The sequence below is a fragment of the Pararhizobium sp. PWRC1-1 genome, from assembly GCF_049897905.1.
Classification (GTDB): Bacteria; Pseudomonadota; Alphaproteobacteria; order Rhizobiales; family Rhizobiaceae; genus Pararhizobium.
In genome coordinates, this window is the sequence record NZ_JAFCXE010000021.1 from 86,079 (window position 1) to 101,603 (window position 15,525).

The window sequence follows — 15,525 nt, forward strand, 5'->3', positions numbered from 1 at the left end:
TCGGACGAGGTTACAAGGCAAGAGACACTTTCGTCCCTCTCGCTTGTATTTTGCAGTCATCAAAGCGTCTAATTTGAAGGCTTGAGCGACTTCAAAATTTCCCCCAAATCAGCGCTATGTGCATCTTGGGTTGCTTTGGTACCCCAATACGTCACCACGAGCATCTTGCCTTCAGCAGGCGATGCGAAACCAAGGGAAACCTCTACAGGACCGTCGGCATCCTTGCCATCGAACTCGATGCTACCGAAGTTCATGCCATTGATTTCGACGTCGCCAGAGTCTCTTTGCGTTGCCGCGTCAATGGTGACGCCGTTATCGGTCAGAAAATTCACGGCCTCGTCAATGACCTTGTCCATATCCTTATCGGTTGCAACATCGATCGAGAAATAGATTGCGCCGTCGGGCGACTTGGCTTCGATGCCGGAAATTGTTTCTTTGGGACCCCAAGCATCGGGGATGGTCACCGACGCAATCGGCGCATCGCTCGGAAAAACGAGTGTTCCAGCATGGGCAAGAAAGGGGATCATGGCAAATGCCGCGGCTATAACGAATGTCTTTTTCAAGAGAAGTCCTCTATTGGAAATGAGCTGTATTCACGAGCAAAGGTGAAGACCCTGTCGCTGGACGCAATTAGACCGAAAATACTACGAAGATCAATTTAAGTTGCCCTGAAAGAGAACAACGCGCCTTGGCGTCTGGGATAATCTGAATGCCGATTGTAAAAGCGGAGCCAAGGATAGCCCAGATAGACTAAACAGCCCCCGATTTCTAAGGGAAACAGAAGGTTGGAGGCCCAAAGTTGAATGTAGCGTGGCCCAAATTAGCCCCAGGGCACAAAAAACGGGTCGAAGCCCGGTTGTTGTGTGAAAAAAGACTTTTCGGGAATTAGGCGTGCAGATCGCTCATCATCTGAGTATACCTGAGCATCCCGCACAATGCTCGAAAGGACCGAGAACCGCTTCGGCTTGCGGCCGGACTATCTGGCTGTGATAGCGCTTACAGTGCCGCCGACTTGGCATGGCTGGTCAAGGAGAAGAAGATCGCGCCGCACATTCCTGTCTTCGACAAATCGAATCGGACGGACGATACCTTCTCACCCATAGGCATCGGCGTTTTGTCCACGATAAAGGACACTGCCATGGATGTTCCGGGGCCGCTGGTGTGGGTCGCCGGGATCGTAACCGTCCAAGGCGTCAAATGCAGGACGGGACTTACTCACTGGCGATTTTGATTGTCACCTTGCCGGGCCGGGCAAAGATCGAGACGTCGCCTTGGACTTCACCCAGAATGACAATACCCGGTGACGGCACGTGTCCGTCACGATAGTAGATGACGAAATCGCCCGAACTCCAAAGTCCAAGCGTACCGGTGGAGAATTGGCGCTGGCGTGGAGCTGACGGCAATGCAGCTGGCAGGTCGCCAGTCTTTTCCTGACGCCGATGATCGTCCATATCAATGGTCAACGGCAGCATTCCGGCAAAGGCGCGAGCAGCCGCGTTGTCAGCCAGTTCGGCGGTGATATTGCCCCAGTCGGATGAAATCGAAATGCGGTCCTGCGCCAAGGCGGATCCTCCAAATAGTAGTGTGAGCGAAGCTGCGATGAATACTGTTCCTGCGTGTTTTTTCATGTGCCACCATTGTCTGACTGAGAACGAAGCTTTCCGACTGACCTCAAACCGGCCATCGAATAGCGTGAGAACGCGGCGACACCAGCAATGACCACTGTCCAGTGCGCGTAAAACGGCGTTACCGAGATTGTGAAATCCCAGAAATCCGAACTGTAGCCGTACATCAGTTTCGTCGGGACGCCGAGAACAGCGAAACTCCAGGCGCCAAGGATCAGCGGGATCACGGAAACGAGCCTGAGCACGCCGGCCCTGATCCGCGACGGAGAGAGCCTGAACACTGTCCCTGCCGCCGCCATCACACGGGCCCAGGGGCTGCCGACATGGACGGCGATGATGAGCGCCACCCAATAGGCGGAACCAGTGGAGTTCGATGACGCCGACATTATCCGTGAATTGGATGAAGCTCAGCACCGAGCGGGAGATCAGCACGCTGGTCACCAACAGCACTGTCATATTGATCGGGAGCCACGAGTGTCTCAAGACAACAGCCCAGCGTCGGGCGTCATAACTGCCAGTGCCAAGTTTCAGGAACCAACGCCTGTTGGCGTAGAGGTGCCATGCCAGAAGTCCGAACATGACTGTCCCGAAGATCTCGTGCGGGCCGTTGTCGAGCCACCAGTAGCCGAGCGATAGCAACAAAAGCGCAGCCAAGCCGGCGGGAAGAAGAAGGCGATCGGGCGCTAGTCGGACCATAATTGCACCTCGCTGACATCAAAGCGGGTCATTATCGGAGATGGCTCCATCTAATGTGAATGAACTGTTCGGACTGACGTGATCGGTGGCAGGAATAGCAACGAGCGACATTCTCGTCTGTCTTGACAGTCCGATTGGGCCAGAACCACTGGTAATTCCCATTCGGCACCATCACCGATTTTCTGACCGACGAGATAGCGGGTCAGAACATCGCTCTGTTAGTCGACAAGGACCATGTGCGTGCCAGTGGGTACAGGCTGCCCGGCTTTGAGCGCCGCGAGGGCCTCAGGGTGTCAGCATGTGCACGCGGGTGATCCCCCGCCGAACAGTCGTGTAAAGCGCGAGCTGCTCGAGGCGTTGCAGGCGATAGCTCAGTTCCCACGAGGAAGTCACCTGTCAGAACGACCACGAAGGGTTGGGCCATCAGGCCGGACCAGCGAACAATATTTATTGTCTTTATCCCTTATGCCGATCGATCAACGGCTGCTGCACTCTCCGCCTCGCAATGCGCGCGGGGCGATTGGGCCTCGGCGTGACCCCGGGCAAAGTTGGAAGTTTCCTTATTCTGGAACTCCCATGATGTCTCGGCCGTCGCAGGACGACGGCCGAGACAAATGGTTGGCCGGACTTGAGCTACAAACAGCTTCCTCAAGCTCAGTTTCGGCTTACATTCAGGCGAGGTTATGATCGAAGAAGCCCTTCAGCTTATCGAACGGGATGAGGTCCACGCGGTCGTAGAGATCGACGTGACCTGCGCCCTTCACCCAAACGAGTTCCTTCGGCTCGGAGGCACGCTTGTAGGCGTCCTCGCTAAATTCCTTGGAATGCGCTTGGTCCCCGGAAATGAACAGCATCGGCCGCGGTGAAATCGTTTCGATGTCGTTGAACGGGTAAAAGTTCGCGAACTTGACCACACTGCTCATCGTTGGCTTGGTCGTCGTCTGCCTTGTCGCGCCTGCCGGGGTGAACTCGCCGCGCGGCGTGCGGTAGAAATCGAAGAATTCGCGCTGGACCGGGTCGGTGTCGGCCGTCAGCTCGAGGGTGGTGCCACCGACGTATTGGACAGGGGCGCCATCGGCCTCGGCCCAGCGCTGCTCGGCCGCCGCTGCGATGAACTTCTTACGCTGCTCGACGCTCTGGGAATGGTTGAGCGCATCGCGGAAGGCTGAGCCCATATCATACATGCTGACGGTTGCGACCGCCTTGATACGCGGGTCGATCTTGGCGGCGCTGATGACAAAGCTGCCGCTGCCGCAGACACCAATGGCGCCGATGTTGGCGCGATCGACGAAGGCATAGGAGCCGAGGAAATCGACACCGGCGCTGAACGCCTCGGAATAGACTTCCGGGGAAACGAGATTGCGGGTCTGCCGGTCGCTTTCCCCCCAGAAGGGCAGATCGATGGACATGGCGACGAAGCCCTCTTCCGCCATTTTGGTCGCATAGAGATTGGCGCTCTGCTCCTTAACCGCACCCATCGGATGACCGACGATGATCGCCGGGTTCTTCATTGCGCGGTCAAGATCGTTGGGAAGATAGAGATTGCCGGCGACATTCGTCTGATACTGGGTCTTGAACGTAACCTTCTGCAGGGTCACGCGATCGCTGGTGTAGAAATTGGATGCGCCGTTGGACATGTCTTGAGCCTTTGCAATTGTCGTGTCGAAAATGGACATCGCCCCGAGGGCCGCAACGCCGGCACCCGTCATCTTGAGCAGGTGGCGGCGGTCCATGCCGGGCACAGAAGTCTGTACGAAATCTGCGTTTTGCTTGTCAGTCATTTGCATTTCTCCTTAATGATGTTGCGATGGAAATTGAGCCGAATGGAGCGACCGCTGATCATGTCAACGGCCTGTGGAATGCCAGGCGGCCACGGCGAGGATGGATGAGCCGGCCAGTAGGACGGCTGCGAATAAAAAGGTGGTCCACCAGCCGGAGCTGTCGAACAGGACGCCGCCGATGGACGCGCCCAAGGTAATCGCCAGCTGAATGGTCGCCACCTGCAGGCCGCCGCCTGCCTCCGCGTCGTCGGGCATGGTTCGGCTGAGCCAAGTGCCCCAGCCGACGGGAGCGGCCGTGCTGAACAGACCCCAACCGATCAGAAGGGCGGCAGTGATTGTCGAGGACGATCCAAATGCGATCAGCCCCGATGCGATAATGGCCATAATTAGCGGGATTGCGCCGAGGATGACGAACAACCGCTTTTGGAGCATGTGGCTGACGATGGTGGTCCCAGCAACCCCCGCCAGACCCATCAGCAGGAGCAGGAGAGAGAGGGTCGATATCGAAACATGCGTCACTGTTTCCAGAAATGGGCGAAGGTATGTAAACAGGGCGAACTGGCCCGTGAAGAGGAGCATGATCGAGGCTGTGCCGATCGCCACCGGAGGGCGGAGAAGCAGCCGAAAGACATTCGACGGCCCCTCGCTATCACGCGGCGGCAGCGACGGCAGGCTGACCCACTGCCAAACCAAAGCCAGCAGTGCCAGTGGAACGACGGCAAAGAACGCGCCGCGCCATCCGATATAGCTGCCGAGCAGGCTTCCTAGAGGTGCGGAGATCGTTGCCGCGATGGCATTGCCTGCGTTCAGCATCGCAATTCCCTTTGGCACAGAATCTTCCGGAACCAGGCGCATCACGATCGAAGTCGACATCGACCAAAAGCTGCCGATGGCGATGCCCAGCATGGCGCGGCCGATCATCAGCACGAGATAGTTGGGGGCGAATGTGACGATCGTTCCGGAGATCACCAGGACCAATGAGGACGACACGAGAACCAGTCGCCTGTCCAATCGACGCGTCAGCCCCGCCACCAGAATGCTGGTGAGGACGGCAAAGATGCCGGAGATCGATATCGCTTGCCCGGCGCGCCCCTCCGTGACACCCAGTTCCGTTGCGATCGGTGAGAGAAGGCTGACGGGCATGAACTCAGATGCAATCAAAACGGCCACGCACAGGGCCATTGAGAAGACCGCGCCCCAGGCTGCAATCTGCATAGCGGAGTTAGCGGTCAGCGCGGTCCGGGGGCCAGTGTCGTCATTCACGAATTCAGAACGTGTGAGAGCTTGCTGTGTCATGGCGGCAATATATGCCAGCCACAGTTTGAAGATTAGTCGTTGCAATTCGCTTGGACTTATCGATCTATGACATTAATCAATGATGCTACGAGGCGACCATGAAGCGACAAGATCTCAATGACATGCTCTGGTTTCTGGCTGTGGCAGAAGAGCGGAGCTTTACAAAGGCTGCAGCAAAACTCGGCACATCGCAATCGACGATCAGTCATACGATCAAGAAGCTCGAAGCTCGGATGGGTCTTCGCCTTCTGACACGGACAACCCGCAGCGTCGTTCCGACGGATGCGGGCGAAAGGCTGATCCGCTCGCTGGCGCCCCGCATCGAAGAAATCGAAACGGAGATCGACGCGCTGATGGAAATGAGGGAGAAGCCATCCGGAATTGTTCGGATAACCCTCTCGGACTTCGCGTTGGAGCGTTTCGTCTGGCCGAAACTGCGACCGGTTCTCCGGGAATACCCCGACATCAAGGTCGAACTAAACAGCGACAACGGTCTTACAGATATCGTGGAAGGGAAGTTCGATGCAGGTGTCCGGCTTGGTGAAAGCTTGGACAAGGACATGATAGCAGTCCGAATCGGGCCTGACTGGCGTCTCGTGGCTGTCGGGTCACCCGGATATTTCGCAAACTGCTCGATACCGCAAACTCCTCAGGAGCTTGTGGGCCACAACTGTATCAACCATCGGCAATCCAGTGGCGGCGGGCTCTACGCCTGGGAATTTGACAAGGATGGGCGAGAGTTTCGGGTCCGCGTCGAGGGGCAACTGACGTTTAACACCTCGTACGCCATGATCGATGCTGCCGTGAACCACTACGGTATCGCATATGTACCTGAAGATCTCGTTGAACGGCAGCTTGCCTTGGGACAATTGGTGCAGGTTCTGGATGACTGGACGCCGCTGTTTTCGGGATACTACCTCTACTATCCAAGCAGGCGACAGAACTCGCCGGCCTTCAAGGTGGTTGTAGAAGCCCTTCGTATCTGAGGAGGAATTGCGAGATAGGGGTGACCACCATTAACGTCGATGAGAGAGTGGGCGGCGTCTCATGGTGGTTGGTCGTCATGTCTTTTGTCTTAGACCCTTCCGCTTGGGAAGCTCACACCTAGGTCTTTCCCACGGCCGAAAAGGAAGCGGGCGACGTCCAAGTAAACCGGCGATACCGTGACTGCTAGTTCCTGCCCAAACTAAACAAGCTGGCCAAATGATTGACCCCCTCGCTGATCGACGATACCGGCATGGACGCATATCCAAATATGAAGCCCGCACGCGGTTCCGTCGCCGTGGAATAGAGACGAGACACGGGATAAATACCGACGCCATTCTCCCTGGCCCTGGTTGCGAAATCCTCCTCGTGCTGTGCTTTCAGCTGGTTGAACCAAACGACGACATGAAGTCCGGCGGACGTGCCGACGATCTCGACCTCGCCGCCAAACGTCTCAGCCATTGCTGTCAGGAAAACTTCCCGACGTTGCGCATTTGCGCGTCTCATTCGGCGGACGTGCCGTTCATACGCACCTGTAGTGAGGAGGGAAGCGAGCGCTTTCTGCTCGAAAGAGGGTGTATGGCGATCGGCAAACTGTTTGCAGTGGACGAAGGCGCCCACGAGCGCTTTGGGGAGGACCATGTATCCAAGTCGGAGCGCTGGAGACAGGGTTTTCGAAACCGTGCCGACGTAGATGACCCGTCCTTCGCCCAAGAGGTAGAGGGGAGGGATCGGGCTTACGTCGTAGCGATATTCGCCGTCATAATCGTCCTCGACCACATAGGCTCTGTAGGAACGCGCCCACTCCATCAGCGCATGACGGCGACCCACCGGTAGAACGCCGCCGAGCGGAAACTGATGACTTGGGGTCACATAGGCCAGAGCGACATCATCAGCGTCCGGCAGTAACGCTGTGTCCATGCCGTGATCGTCGCACGGCACGGGAACCGCGGTTGCGCCGACCGCGATCATGACGTTGCGCGCCATGGCATAACATGGATCTTCGAGGACGACCTTGTCGCCTGGATTGACGAGTACCCGGGCGCACAGGTCAAGCGCTTGCTGCGATCCGTTGACAACGACGATCTGATCGAGATCGCACATGATGCCACGCGATCGCCAGACGTAACCATGCAACGCCTTTCGCAGGGCAATGTTGCCAGCAGGATCGTCGTAGGCTTGCCGCTCGCGATGAGTGAGGAAGGTCGCAGTCATAGCCTTGCGCCACGCCGCCTGGGGAAAATCGTCGGACGCCAGGTCGCCATAGCGAAAATCGAATTGTAGCAGCTGTCTTCCGGCCGAGCTGTTGGAGCGCAGAGCCATCGCGCGTGTGGCGTAGTCCGACAGCGATCTGTCAGCGCCATGTCGGTCACAATCTTGAGCAATCGGACCTGGCCGGCCGATGGATGTAACCGTAGGCCGCTTTCCCTGGCTGACGCGCACATAGCCTTCTGAAATGAGCTGCTCAAAGGCCGCTGTTACCGTCGTTCTCGATACGCCCAGTTCCTCGGCGAGCGACCGGCTTGAAGGCAAGGACGTGCTGACTGCAAAAACGCCAGCTTCGATTTGCCGGAGAAGCGACAGATAGATGCGCCGGGTTGTTCCGGTCTGAGCGGACGTTTCACCGAACTGGACCAATAAAAATCTCCTAAACTGGCAGTGGACCTTGGGCCAGTTCACTGAAATACGTCGGTAGTGTCAATCGGAAATAGGCCTCACCGATTGCCGTCGATTATTGGAGAACGACAGCGGATGTTCGAAACACCTATCATTAACGAAAGACTGCGGGAGATCGCGCCAGGGTTTCGAGCGGTCAGCATCCATGTCGATGCGAGCTCGGCCGGCCAGGTAAGCCTTGATCCAAGTGTTCTGGTGCAAGCGTGTGACCTCGCAATTGCAGGCGGACCGGACTGGGCGGACGCACATCTGGCGAGCTGGGCCGACACCTACATCCGTTTTGGCGCGAAACCGAACCGCACCCCGTGCTCGGCTCAGGCTCTGAGAAGGAGGGTTGTAAAGGATGGTGGACTTCCGTCGATCAACCCGGTCGTAGATCTCTACAACGCTATAAGCCTCAAATATGCAATTCCGGTCGGCGGTGAAAACTACGACGCTTATGTGGGCCGACCGTTCCTGACGATCGCCGATGGCACGGAAACATTTGAAACCATGACAAACGGCGTGGCCGCCAACGATCCTCCGGTCCCAGGGGAAGTGATCTGGCGCGATGATGTCGGCGTCACCTGCCGGCGCTGGAACTGGCGGCAGGGCACGCGGACGCGCCTTGAGGCGGCCAGCGGTCGGATGTGGTTTATTCTGGAGGCACTGGAAACCATGCCCGGCGATGCATTGACTGAGGCAAGTGGTGAGATGGCGGTCGTTTTGGAACGCCTGATGCCCGGATGTAAAATCCTGACGACGCCGGTGGGTCTTGCATAGTGCTTTTGCGCATCATGCCGTTGTTTCGAGGAGTTCAGTGATGTCAGCCGATTTCCAGCAGCTTTTGACCGTCTACGCCGCCTATGTGATCGCGGCCGGAAGTCCCGGACCGAGTAACATGCGCATAATGGGTGTGGCTATGGCACAAGGCAGAAGCGCTGCACTGACGCTCGCCTTGGGTGTCGTTAGCGGTTCGATCTTCTGGGGGCTCATGGCCTCAACCGGAATTTCCGCACTGCTGACGACCTACGCTGGCGCATTGACCGTCTTGCAGATATTCGGAGGGTTCTATCTCCTTTACCTCGCCTTCAAGGCGGCGCGCTCAGCTCTCACGTCCAACGAAAAGCTAAGCCCAAATACTTTAGGTGCCGAGGGCGTGACGCGTGGAGCGCTCTACCGACGAGGTCTGCTGATGCATCTGGCAAATCCCAAGTCCGTCCTGGCTTGGATCGCACTTGTGACGTTGGGTATCGGCCCGAGTGCATCGTGGGAGACCGTCGCAATCATTCTCGCCGGCTGCGCAGTCCTGAGCGCTACCATCTTCTGCGGCTACGCGATCGTGTTTTCCACGTCGACCATGGTCGCGCTTTATCGTCGTTCTCGACGCTGGATCGAAGGGCTGCTTACGGTTTTCTTTGTCTTCGCCGGACTTCGCATGCTCATGACCCGCATCTAATCAAGGGATACCCATTATGACGATCTGTCGCGGCCTCTCAGCGTTCCCGCTCACCCCAACCAATGAGGCAGGACAGGTCAAAGCCGAGGAACTTGCCCGGTTTGTCGATCGCATTGCGGCTGCCGGAGCTGACTCAATCGGCTTGCTGGGGAGCACAGGCGGCTATGCCTACCTGTCGCGGGAAGAACGCAAGCGCGCTGTCCGGATTGCCGTTGAGAGTACTGGCGGCAAGCTACCTCTCGTCGTTGGGGTTGGCGCATTGCGAACTGACGACGCGCAGGCTTTGGCGCGGGACGCGAAGGCTGCCGGTGCGGACGGTTTGTTGCTGGCCCCGATGTCTTATGTCCCCTTGGGAGAAGAGGAAGTCTTCCAGCACTTCGTAGCTGTGGCTGAGGCTGGAGACCTGCCACTTTGCATCTACAATAACCCGAGCACCACCCGGTTCACCTTCAAGGACGGGTTGATCGAGCGTTTGTCCCGCGTTCCTAACATCGTTGCCGTGAAAATGCCTCTGGCGGCGAACGAAGATTATGTCGGTGAACTCGCTCGCTTACGGCAGATGACCCCAAAGGAATTCACGATCGGCTACAGCGGAGATTGGGGCATGATGGCAGCTTTGAACGAAGGGTGTGATACTTTCTACAGCGTGGTGGCAGGTCTTTTGCCTGCTCCAGCTCTCGCACTGACCCGCGCGGCGCAATCCGGGGACAGAGAGACTGCCGCGCGCCTGAATGAAGATTTCCAGCCTCTTTGGACCCTCTTCAAGCGCTACGGCAGCTTCCGCGTCATGTTCGTCATCGCTGAGCTTTTGGGGCTTGCACATGTCCAGCCACCGCGACCCGTGTTGCCTCTTCCCAAAGATGCGCACGATGATGTGAGACAGGCCTTGGATACGCTGGGCACACAAAAGCTCGGCTAGGTCGGGACGAAGTGGGTGTCACCAATCAGCTTAGGCCGTGACACCAGCTCTAACCCTCAACAGCATACATATGGTCATCGGCCGGGCTGGGTGGCTCATGAGTGCTTTCGGCAGTCTTATCACAAGGCTTAGGCGCAGAGCCTCCTGAAACCCTGACGTGGAGAGCGACCATCTGTTGCACTGGTCGGAGGCGAAGATGTAAGTACAGGTGACGCGTTCCTCACCGTGGCTCAGCGCGGATGACGTTGATGAGCTCAGCAGCTCCTGCGTTGCGTTCCTTGCTGTTTCAGCGCTTCGGTCTCGAGATGCATCTTGAAGTGATCTTCGATGTCCTCGCCCATATGCTGCTCGGCCGAGGCGGTCAGATATGGGGTGGCCATGTTGCAATGATTCGTGGCCAGACCCGTGGACGGCATGCGCTGTTCGCACCTTTGCCGATGATCGGATGTGGCTCATAGGCTTGGCATGGTGTCGCTTTTGCGTGAGCCCCGTTTAAAAGCAATCGAACCTACGATGGAACTGCGCCAACTCACCTACTTCGTTGCGGTCGCCGAAGAGCTGCGCTTCGGCAGGGCTGCAGCACGGTTCATATCGCCCAGCCTGGCTTGTCGACGCAGATCCAGGCGATGGAGCAGGAGTTGGGTGTGCAGTTGTTTGTCTGCACGACACGGCGGGTACAGCAAAGTGAAAACCCCGCTTTGATGCGAGGTTCGCAAACAATGCAAATGCCGTTTTAAAAGTTGTATCAGCTCTTCGGGCTCAGATCGACTTTGAACCATTTTTTTGACAACTCGGCCAATGTTCCCTCTGCTAAGGCGGCTCACGCGGGGTCAATTTCAAGGAGGGCGTCAGCGCGATCCGTGAAGTCGCATACAAGATCTTGGCTCTGGATGCCTTTACCGACATGCAGAGCGGCATCACGCTCAGCGGCGGTTCGTCCACCAACACCGTTGCGGCGCACGCGCTTGGGGAGGTCCGCTTTGTCGATAACGAGCAACGTGGCCACCTCATCACGCAGATCGAAGCAGTCCTCGCGCGCTCGACGATCCCGATGTCGAAGACCTCTTCGAGCGGCAAAGCCACTCTATCACTCCGACGCCCAACGCCGTATGCCGGGGCACCTGAACAAGCTGCTCGCCGAAGCCAATGTGCCCTATGACAAGGTGTTAGAACTCGAAGACATCGACGCGGAGTTCGCCCAGGCCGATGTTGCTTATTCATCGGTGCCAATGACGTCACCAATCCGGCGGCGCGCGACAACACTTCGCCGATCTACGGCATGCCGATCCTCGATGTCGACGAGGCCAAGACCTGCCTGTTCGTCAAGCGCTCGCTCGGCTCCAGCTATGCCGGCATCGAAAACACGCTGTCCTACAAGGACGGTACCATGATGCTGGTTTGCGATGCGAAGAAGATGACCGACGACATCTTCAAGGCGATGAACCACTGAGGCGATGGGCCAGTGACAGGTCTTCGTTGATGCTGACACACAAAAATGCCCGCCGGTGAGGCGGGCATTTTTTGTGACTGGAGGTCAGAATGTTTGGCTTAGATGGCAGCCGGTGCCAGCGTCATCTTCTCGACCCCAACGGCGATGTTCAGACCTTCCTGGACCTGAACGTTGACAGGCTGCAGCATGAAGGCCTTGTCGATCCCGCCGCCGAGTACCTTGGCGCCTGCACCTGCGGCAAAGCTCGCATCGGCTCCGACACCATAATATTCGCCGCTCAGCGGAAAGTTCGCATCGCTGGCGCCGGTCTTGGCTAGCACATCCCAGATCATCACGCTCTTGCCGGTCTTCCCGAGATCGATGCCGTATTTCTGGATCTTGCCGTCATAGACGGCAGCCGGGCCGCCCGCCGCCGAGGTATAGGTACATTTCAGCATTTTCTCGGATGTGACGATCATTCCGACGCCGCCCTCCGAGCCGCAAACCAGCCGTCCAACGGTCACGTAATTTGCAGCACCCGCAGGTACGACCCAAACGGCAGCAAGTGCAGTCGTGGCGATGATTGTGCGTTTCAACATGATTTTACTCCTGTTCGACCCAGCCATGCAATCGGTTCTCAGGTGGGCGTGTATTTCGCTTGGCGCATTCCAATTCTTGCGAACGATGCCCTGATGACGCCCGATAACGGCTCGCAGGACGGATGGTTCCGCAGTGGCGGGACAAACAGGCAATAAATAACCCGCTGTGGTGGCAACGGGTTCATTAACGCCCCACCTTGGGGACGGCCAAAGGTGTTCGCGATATTGCCGCGGCAGGAGATGGTTTTCTACTCCTTTCGGGGCCGGAAAAGGACACAGTCGGGGACGCAAGCGTGTGCTTTTGGAAGCCTGGTTTTCGGACGCAACGCTGTGCCGCGAGATTACGCAGGCTGGGCCGACCGACAGCAAGCCGGAAGCGCTTACGGTTCTTAAAACCACCGACGATCACTACCAGGTTTTGATCATGTCCGACGGCGTGAGCAATGGAGCTCCGGCAGCCTATGAGGTTCTCCGCTGATCAGTGGCACGAACTGCTATTGCTGCAAGATGTCCGTGAAATAGTGCTCGTGAGCAAGGCGGTTACCCGGAGATCCCGTGTAGGGCGAAAAACGCGCTGAAATTCATCGTCAATAAACTCGAAATATATTATGTGCATATTGACAGCGACTTAGAACGGTCGCGAACGATTTTCCCTATTCAAGGATCTACCAATGGCTGATGATACGAACTTTGCTCCTGCAGTCGAGACTGCGTCCGCTGAGGCGTCTTCGAAGACAAAAGACAAGAAGACGCGCACACCGCGGAAGCCGAAGGCCGCTGCGGAAGCTGTCGCTGACACTTCGGTAAGCGCTCCTGTAAAGAAGACCCGCGGCCCGGCAAAGAAAGCAGCGGTGACCAGCGCGCCCGTTGCAGCCGAGCCGGCCGCTAAAGCATCGGCTCCAGCAAAGACGGCGACGGCTGCGAAGGCTCGGCCTGCAAAGCGCGCACAGCAAAAAGCCGTGGCCGCGCCGGTTAATACGGACGGTTTCGCCGATCTTCTGAAGCTCGAGGAAGAAAACCAGAAGCTTCGTAAGGAGCTTTCCGGCAAACTCCGCGCCGAAAACGCTGATCTCCGCAAAAAGCTCGGGATGGTTTGATCGTAGACGATCGCCAACAGCGGCTGATTTTAGTGCCGCTTCACGACTAAAGACCGGGCTCGCATTGCAAGCCCGGTCTCCCGCTCGGTACTATGGAGCCAGGAAACGAGTCGGGAGACGGTCGATGAGATCACCATGGCAACTAATCAAGGGCTTTGCATCACGCCGCAAGTCGGATGAAGCCGGTGCATCGGTCGATAAGGCCGTGCCGACATCTGATCCGCAGGTTGAGGTGCTCGAGCAGCGCCATGCGCCGAAAAGGGAACTGGAAGCGGACCCAGATACAAACTCTCGATCGCTCGCTGAGGGGAACGAGACAGACCGGCACCCGGCTTCTATCGGAGCAGACGCCAAGCAACCCTTACCAGCGGTGCAAACCGATCCCTTGCCCTCGCAGGTGGCAGATAACGTTGCTCCGGACGGACAAGAGCAGCCCGCACCGATGGCGCCTGCAGTGGAGACTATCGACGGGGCAGGGGATACAGGCACTGTTACGACCGGCTCGACCGAGCGACGGGCAAAGGCGGCTCAAGCGCGAGAAAACCTCGGCAAGCGGACGGTTGTCAAGAACGCCGTAGAACAGCCAGGAGCGACCAAGAAGAGGGCCCTTGACGAAGGCGCTGAGCTGGACCTTGAAATCAAAAACCTTCGATTGCAGCTGTCTACGAAACTGCTTGAGCAGAACAAGCAGTTACGTCGTATGATTGAGCGCTACCATGACACTTGAGCACGAGTCTGGCAGTGATGGTTTTACCAACCCTGTCCCGGGCAGCTTGGGAATTCTTGTGGTGAGGTCACGTTGGAGAGTGTAGCGTTGGACGAGATTTTGGGGTTCGCGTGCAATTGTGCGAACAAGTTCGGAAACTGACGAATTGCATGGACAAGGGTCTCTGCAAATCCAGTGCACACGTGGTGGCCTCCGCACTTGCACTTCTCGCAAAGCTTGCCAGTGAAAGCGTCGGAAACGCGGAGTCACTGAGTGTTTGACTTTTGGGCCTCCCAACCCAGCGCGCAAAGCTCTGCTCTCTCCCGCGCGCCTAGGCTCCGAAAAGACGACGATCCCAGTACACCGGTTGGTGCAGACTGGCGCTGGTCATTGCGAACTCCGGATGGGCCGGATTGATCAGTACATTGTGATCGAACCTGGCCACGACGCTCGGCACCAAGAGGATGGCGCTGCGCCGTTCCGAACACCACCGTTCACCAAATTCCTTGCTGACCGTCGCTGGCATGCTGTCCCATCCCGGTAGCGCCGGCGGAGAAAAGACCTCGTAGGACAAGCCGAGCGGAAGCGTTATCTCGACGTAGTGCTGGTTTGGTGGCAGTCGGCCGCTACCGTGCACCAGTTTCTCGAGCAATGCCGTCGAATAGTGGTCACTGGTATAGATCAAAGGACTGCCGGGCGTGTTCCACCGGCCTGGCGCTATCGTCGAGCCCGTCGCGTCAAAAATGGGATAGGCGCCACCGGGATCGCCAATCCTGAAGCTGGTCAATGTTCGGTCGAGAACCTGCGCTGTCACGCAGCACTGCCATATTTCAGACCTCCAAGAACGTCGAGAATAATCTCTGCACCGATCTCACTCTGAATGACGCCGTCGATGGGGCGTCTGTCCTCCAGCATAGGGTGGGAGCGAAACAGGAAATCCCGAGCCTCCTCTTCTGTTTGCCAGACATCCAACGCCAGGCTCCAGACGCGAGCTACCTGCGCAAGACGCGTGCCCTCGTCCGAAGACAGACGGAGCGCGGTCTTGCGCCTTTCATAGGTAGCCTTCGCAATTAATAGATATTTGAACTGCGCATCGCTCGGTGCGAGAAGATGACCAACTCGCTCAAGGGCGCCGATTGGCAATCCGTCCTCGATTCGGGACATCAATCCAAACGGGGAACGCGCAGTGATCTCCTTTGCCGGAAGGCCTAGCACATCGGCCAACCTGAGAATGCAAGCATCGTCTCTTCCTTTTCAGTTGAGGGTATCCTTGGAAGA

At 57.4% G+C, this 15,525-nt stretch carries 17 protein-coding genes and 3 pseudogenes; 12 read left to right on the forward strand and 8 right to left on the reverse strand.

Features of this window, described 5'->3' with window-relative positions; translation table 11 throughout:
• Positions 1-68: 68 nt before the first annotated feature.
• Entirely contained in the window at positions 69-563 is a 495-nt protein-coding gene (locus ACP7E0_RS26395) for a histidine kinase (RefSeq protein ID WP_426129272.1), read from the reverse strand.
• Between the two features lie 360 nt (positions 564-923).
• On the opposite strand from ACP7E0_RS26395, the pseudogene ACP7E0_RS26400 reads away from it, so the two are divergent.
• A pseudogene (locus tag ACP7E0_RS26400) lies at positions 924-1,096 on the forward strand (IS5/IS1182 family transposase); the annotation flags it as partial.
• 115 nt (positions 1,097-1,211) lie between these two features.
• On the opposite strand, the gene ACP7E0_RS26405 reads toward ACP7E0_RS26400, so the two are convergent.
• From ACP7E0_RS26405 to ACP7E0_RS26415, 3 genes are all read right to left on the reverse strand, one after another.
• Positions 1,212-2,321: a cyclophilin-like fold protein gene (locus ACP7E0_RS26405; protein WP_426129274.1), complete on the reverse strand. Its 1,110-nt coding sequence runs from the start codon at positions 2,319-2,321 to the stop codon at positions 1,212-1,214.
• Positions 2,322-2,992: 671 nt separating this feature from the next.
• Positions 2,993-4,102, reverse strand: a complete 1,110-nt coding sequence (locus ACP7E0_RS26410) for an alpha/beta hydrolase (protein ID WP_426129276.1) — start codon at positions 4,100-4,102, stop codon at positions 2,993-2,995.
• 63 nt (positions 4,103-4,165) lie between these two features.
• Positions 4,166-5,317 (reverse strand): MFS transporter, encoded by a 1,152-nt coding sequence (locus tag ACP7E0_RS26415; RefSeq protein ID WP_426129277.1) that lies wholly within the window; start codon positions 5,315-5,317, stop codon positions 4,166-4,168.
• 179 nt (positions 5,318-5,496) lie between these two features.
• On the opposite strand from ACP7E0_RS26415, the gene ACP7E0_RS26420 reads away from it, so the two are divergent.
• Entirely contained in the window at positions 5,497-6,384 is an 888-nt protein-coding gene (locus tag ACP7E0_RS26420) for a LysR family transcriptional regulator (protein ID WP_426129279.1), read from the forward strand.
• A gap of 184 nt (positions 6,385-6,568) precedes the next feature.
• Here the strand turns inward: ACP7E0_RS26420 and ACP7E0_RS26425 are convergent, their stop codons facing one another.
• Positions 6,569-8,020: a PLP-dependent aminotransferase family protein gene (locus ACP7E0_RS26425; protein ID WP_426129362.1), complete on the reverse strand. Its 1,452-nt coding sequence runs from the start codon at positions 8,018-8,020 to the stop codon at positions 6,569-6,571.
• 114 nt (positions 8,021-8,134) lie between these two features.
• Between ACP7E0_RS26425 and ACP7E0_RS26430 the strand changes: the two genes are divergently transcribed.
• The 7 genes and pseudogenes from ACP7E0_RS26430 to ACP7E0_RS26460 form a co-directional block, all read left to right on the forward strand.
• Positions 8,135-8,821 (forward strand): B3/B4 domain-containing protein, encoded by a 687-nt coding sequence (locus ACP7E0_RS26430; protein ID WP_426129281.1) that lies wholly within the window; start codon positions 8,135-8,137, stop codon positions 8,819-8,821.
• A 40-nt stretch (positions 8,822-8,861) separates the two neighbouring features.
• Positions 8,862-9,497, forward strand: a complete 636-nt coding sequence (locus ACP7E0_RS26435; protein ID WP_426129283.1) for a LysE family translocator — start codon at positions 8,862-8,864, stop codon at positions 9,495-9,497.
• Positions 9,498-9,513: 16 nt separating this feature from the next.
• On the forward strand, positions 9,514-10,416 hold the full coding sequence (locus tag ACP7E0_RS26440) for a dihydrodipicolinate synthase family protein (RefSeq protein WP_426129285.1): 903 nt from the start codon (positions 9,514-9,516) through the stop codon (positions 10,414-10,416).
• A gap of 248 nt (positions 10,417-10,664) precedes the next feature.
• Complete coding sequence (locus ACP7E0_RS26445; RefSeq protein WP_426129287.1) at positions 10,665-10,874, forward strand: hypothetical protein; 210 nt, start codon at positions 10,665-10,667, stop codon at positions 10,872-10,874.
• Between the two features lie 55 nt (positions 10,875-10,929).
• Positions 10,930-11,096 (forward strand): annotated as a pseudogene (locus ACP7E0_RS26450) (LysR family transcriptional regulator); the annotation flags it as partial.
• Between the two features lie 200 nt (positions 11,097-11,296).
• Positions 11,297-11,575: a hypothetical protein gene (locus ACP7E0_RS26455; RefSeq protein WP_426129365.1), complete on the forward strand. Its 279-nt coding sequence runs from the start codon at positions 11,297-11,299 to the stop codon at positions 11,573-11,575.
• A pseudogene (locus ACP7E0_RS26460) lies at positions 11,523-11,866 on the forward strand (NAD(P)(+) transhydrogenase (Re/Si-specific) subunit beta); the annotation flags it as partial. The gene ACP7E0_RS26455 and the pseudogene ACP7E0_RS26460, both read left to right, overlap by 53 nt.
• A 98-nt stretch (positions 11,867-11,964) precedes the next feature.
• On the opposite strand, the gene ACP7E0_RS26465 reads toward ACP7E0_RS26460, so the two are convergent.
• Entirely contained in the window at positions 11,965-12,444 is a 480-nt protein-coding gene (locus tag ACP7E0_RS26465) for a DUF992 domain-containing protein (protein ID WP_426129289.1), read from the reverse strand.
• Positions 12,445-12,739: 295 nt separating this feature from the next.
• Between ACP7E0_RS26465 and ACP7E0_RS26470 the strand changes: the two genes are divergently transcribed.
• The 3 genes from ACP7E0_RS26470 (at position 12,740) to ACP7E0_RS26480 (ending at position 14,268) form a co-directional block, all read left to right on the forward strand.
• On the forward strand, positions 12,740-12,922 hold the full coding sequence (locus ACP7E0_RS26470; protein ID WP_426129291.1) for a hypothetical protein: 183 nt from the start codon (positions 12,740-12,742) through the stop codon (positions 12,920-12,922).
• 373 nt (positions 12,923-13,295) lie between these two features.
• Positions 13,296-13,541 (forward strand): hypothetical protein, encoded by a 246-nt coding sequence (locus ACP7E0_RS26475; protein ID WP_426129293.1) that lies wholly within the window; start codon positions 13,296-13,298, stop codon positions 13,539-13,541.
• 124 nt (positions 13,542-13,665) lie between these two features.
• The gene (locus ACP7E0_RS26480; RefSeq protein WP_426129295.1) at positions 13,666-14,268 is read left to right on the forward strand and encodes a hypothetical protein; all 603 of its coding nucleotides are present in this window, start codon (positions 13,666-13,668) and stop codon (positions 14,266-14,268) included.
• A 310-nt stretch (positions 14,269-14,578) separates the two neighbouring features.
• Here the strand turns inward: ACP7E0_RS26480 and ACP7E0_RS26485 are convergent, their stop codons facing one another.
• Positions 14,579-15,061, reverse strand: a complete 483-nt coding sequence (locus tag ACP7E0_RS26485) for an RES family NAD+ phosphorylase (RefSeq protein WP_426129297.1) — start codon at positions 15,059-15,061, stop codon at positions 14,579-14,581.
• Complete coding sequence (locus tag ACP7E0_RS26490) at positions 15,058-15,411, reverse strand: antitoxin Xre-like helix-turn-helix domain-containing protein (RefSeq protein ID WP_426129299.1); 354 nt, start codon at positions 15,409-15,411, stop codon at positions 15,058-15,060. Before ACP7E0_RS26490 ends, ACP7E0_RS26485 begins: the two co-directional genes overlap by 4 nt.
• Between the last annotated feature and the right edge of the window lie 114 nt (positions 15,412-15,525).

What these genes read in the sequence shown, in the direction of transcription:
- ACP7E0_RS26420 (WP_426129279.1), top strand. Translation starts at nt 5,497, where the DNA reads ATGAAGCGACAAGATCTCAATGACATGCTCTGGTTTCTGGCTGTGGCA.
- ACP7E0_RS26410 (WP_426129276.1), bottom strand. Translation starts at nt 4,102, where the DNA reads ATGACTGACAAGCAAAACGCAGATTTCGTACAGACTTCTGTGCCCGGC.
- ACP7E0_RS26440 (WP_426129285.1), top strand. Translation starts at nt 9,514, where the DNA reads ATGACGATCTGTCGCGGCCTCTCAGCGTTCCCGCTCACCCCAACCAAT.
- ACP7E0_RS26415 (WP_426129277.1), bottom strand. Translation starts at nt 5,317, where the DNA reads ATGCAGATTGCAGCCTGGGGCGCGGTCTTCTCAATGGCCCTGTGCGTG.
- ACP7E0_RS26445 (WP_426129287.1), top strand. Translation starts at nt 10,665, where the DNA reads ATGAGCTCAGCAGCTCCTGCGTTGCGTTCCTTGCTGTTTCAGCGCTTC.
- ACP7E0_RS26405 (WP_426129274.1), bottom strand. Translation starts at nt 2,321, where the DNA reads ATGGTCCGACTAGCGCCCGATCGCCTTCTTCTTCCCGCCGGCTTGGCT.
- ACP7E0_RS26465 (WP_426129289.1), bottom strand. Translation starts at nt 12,444, where the DNA reads ATGTTGAAACGCACAATCATCGCCACGACTGCACTTGCTGCCGTTTGG.
- ACP7E0_RS26490 (WP_426129299.1), bottom strand. Translation starts at nt 15,411, where the DNA reads ATGTCCCGAATCGAGGACGGATTGCCAATCGGCGCCCTTGAGCGAGTT.
- ACP7E0_RS26430 (WP_426129281.1), top strand. Translation starts at nt 8,135, where the DNA reads ATGTTCGAAACACCTATCATTAACGAAAGACTGCGGGAGATCGCGCCA.
- ACP7E0_RS26480 (WP_426129295.1), top strand. Translation starts at nt 13,666, where the DNA reads ATGAGATCACCATGGCAACTAATCAAGGGCTTTGCATCACGCCGCAAG.
- ACP7E0_RS26435 (WP_426129283.1), top strand. Translation starts at nt 8,862, where the DNA reads ATGTCAGCCGATTTCCAGCAGCTTTTGACCGTCTACGCCGCCTATGTG.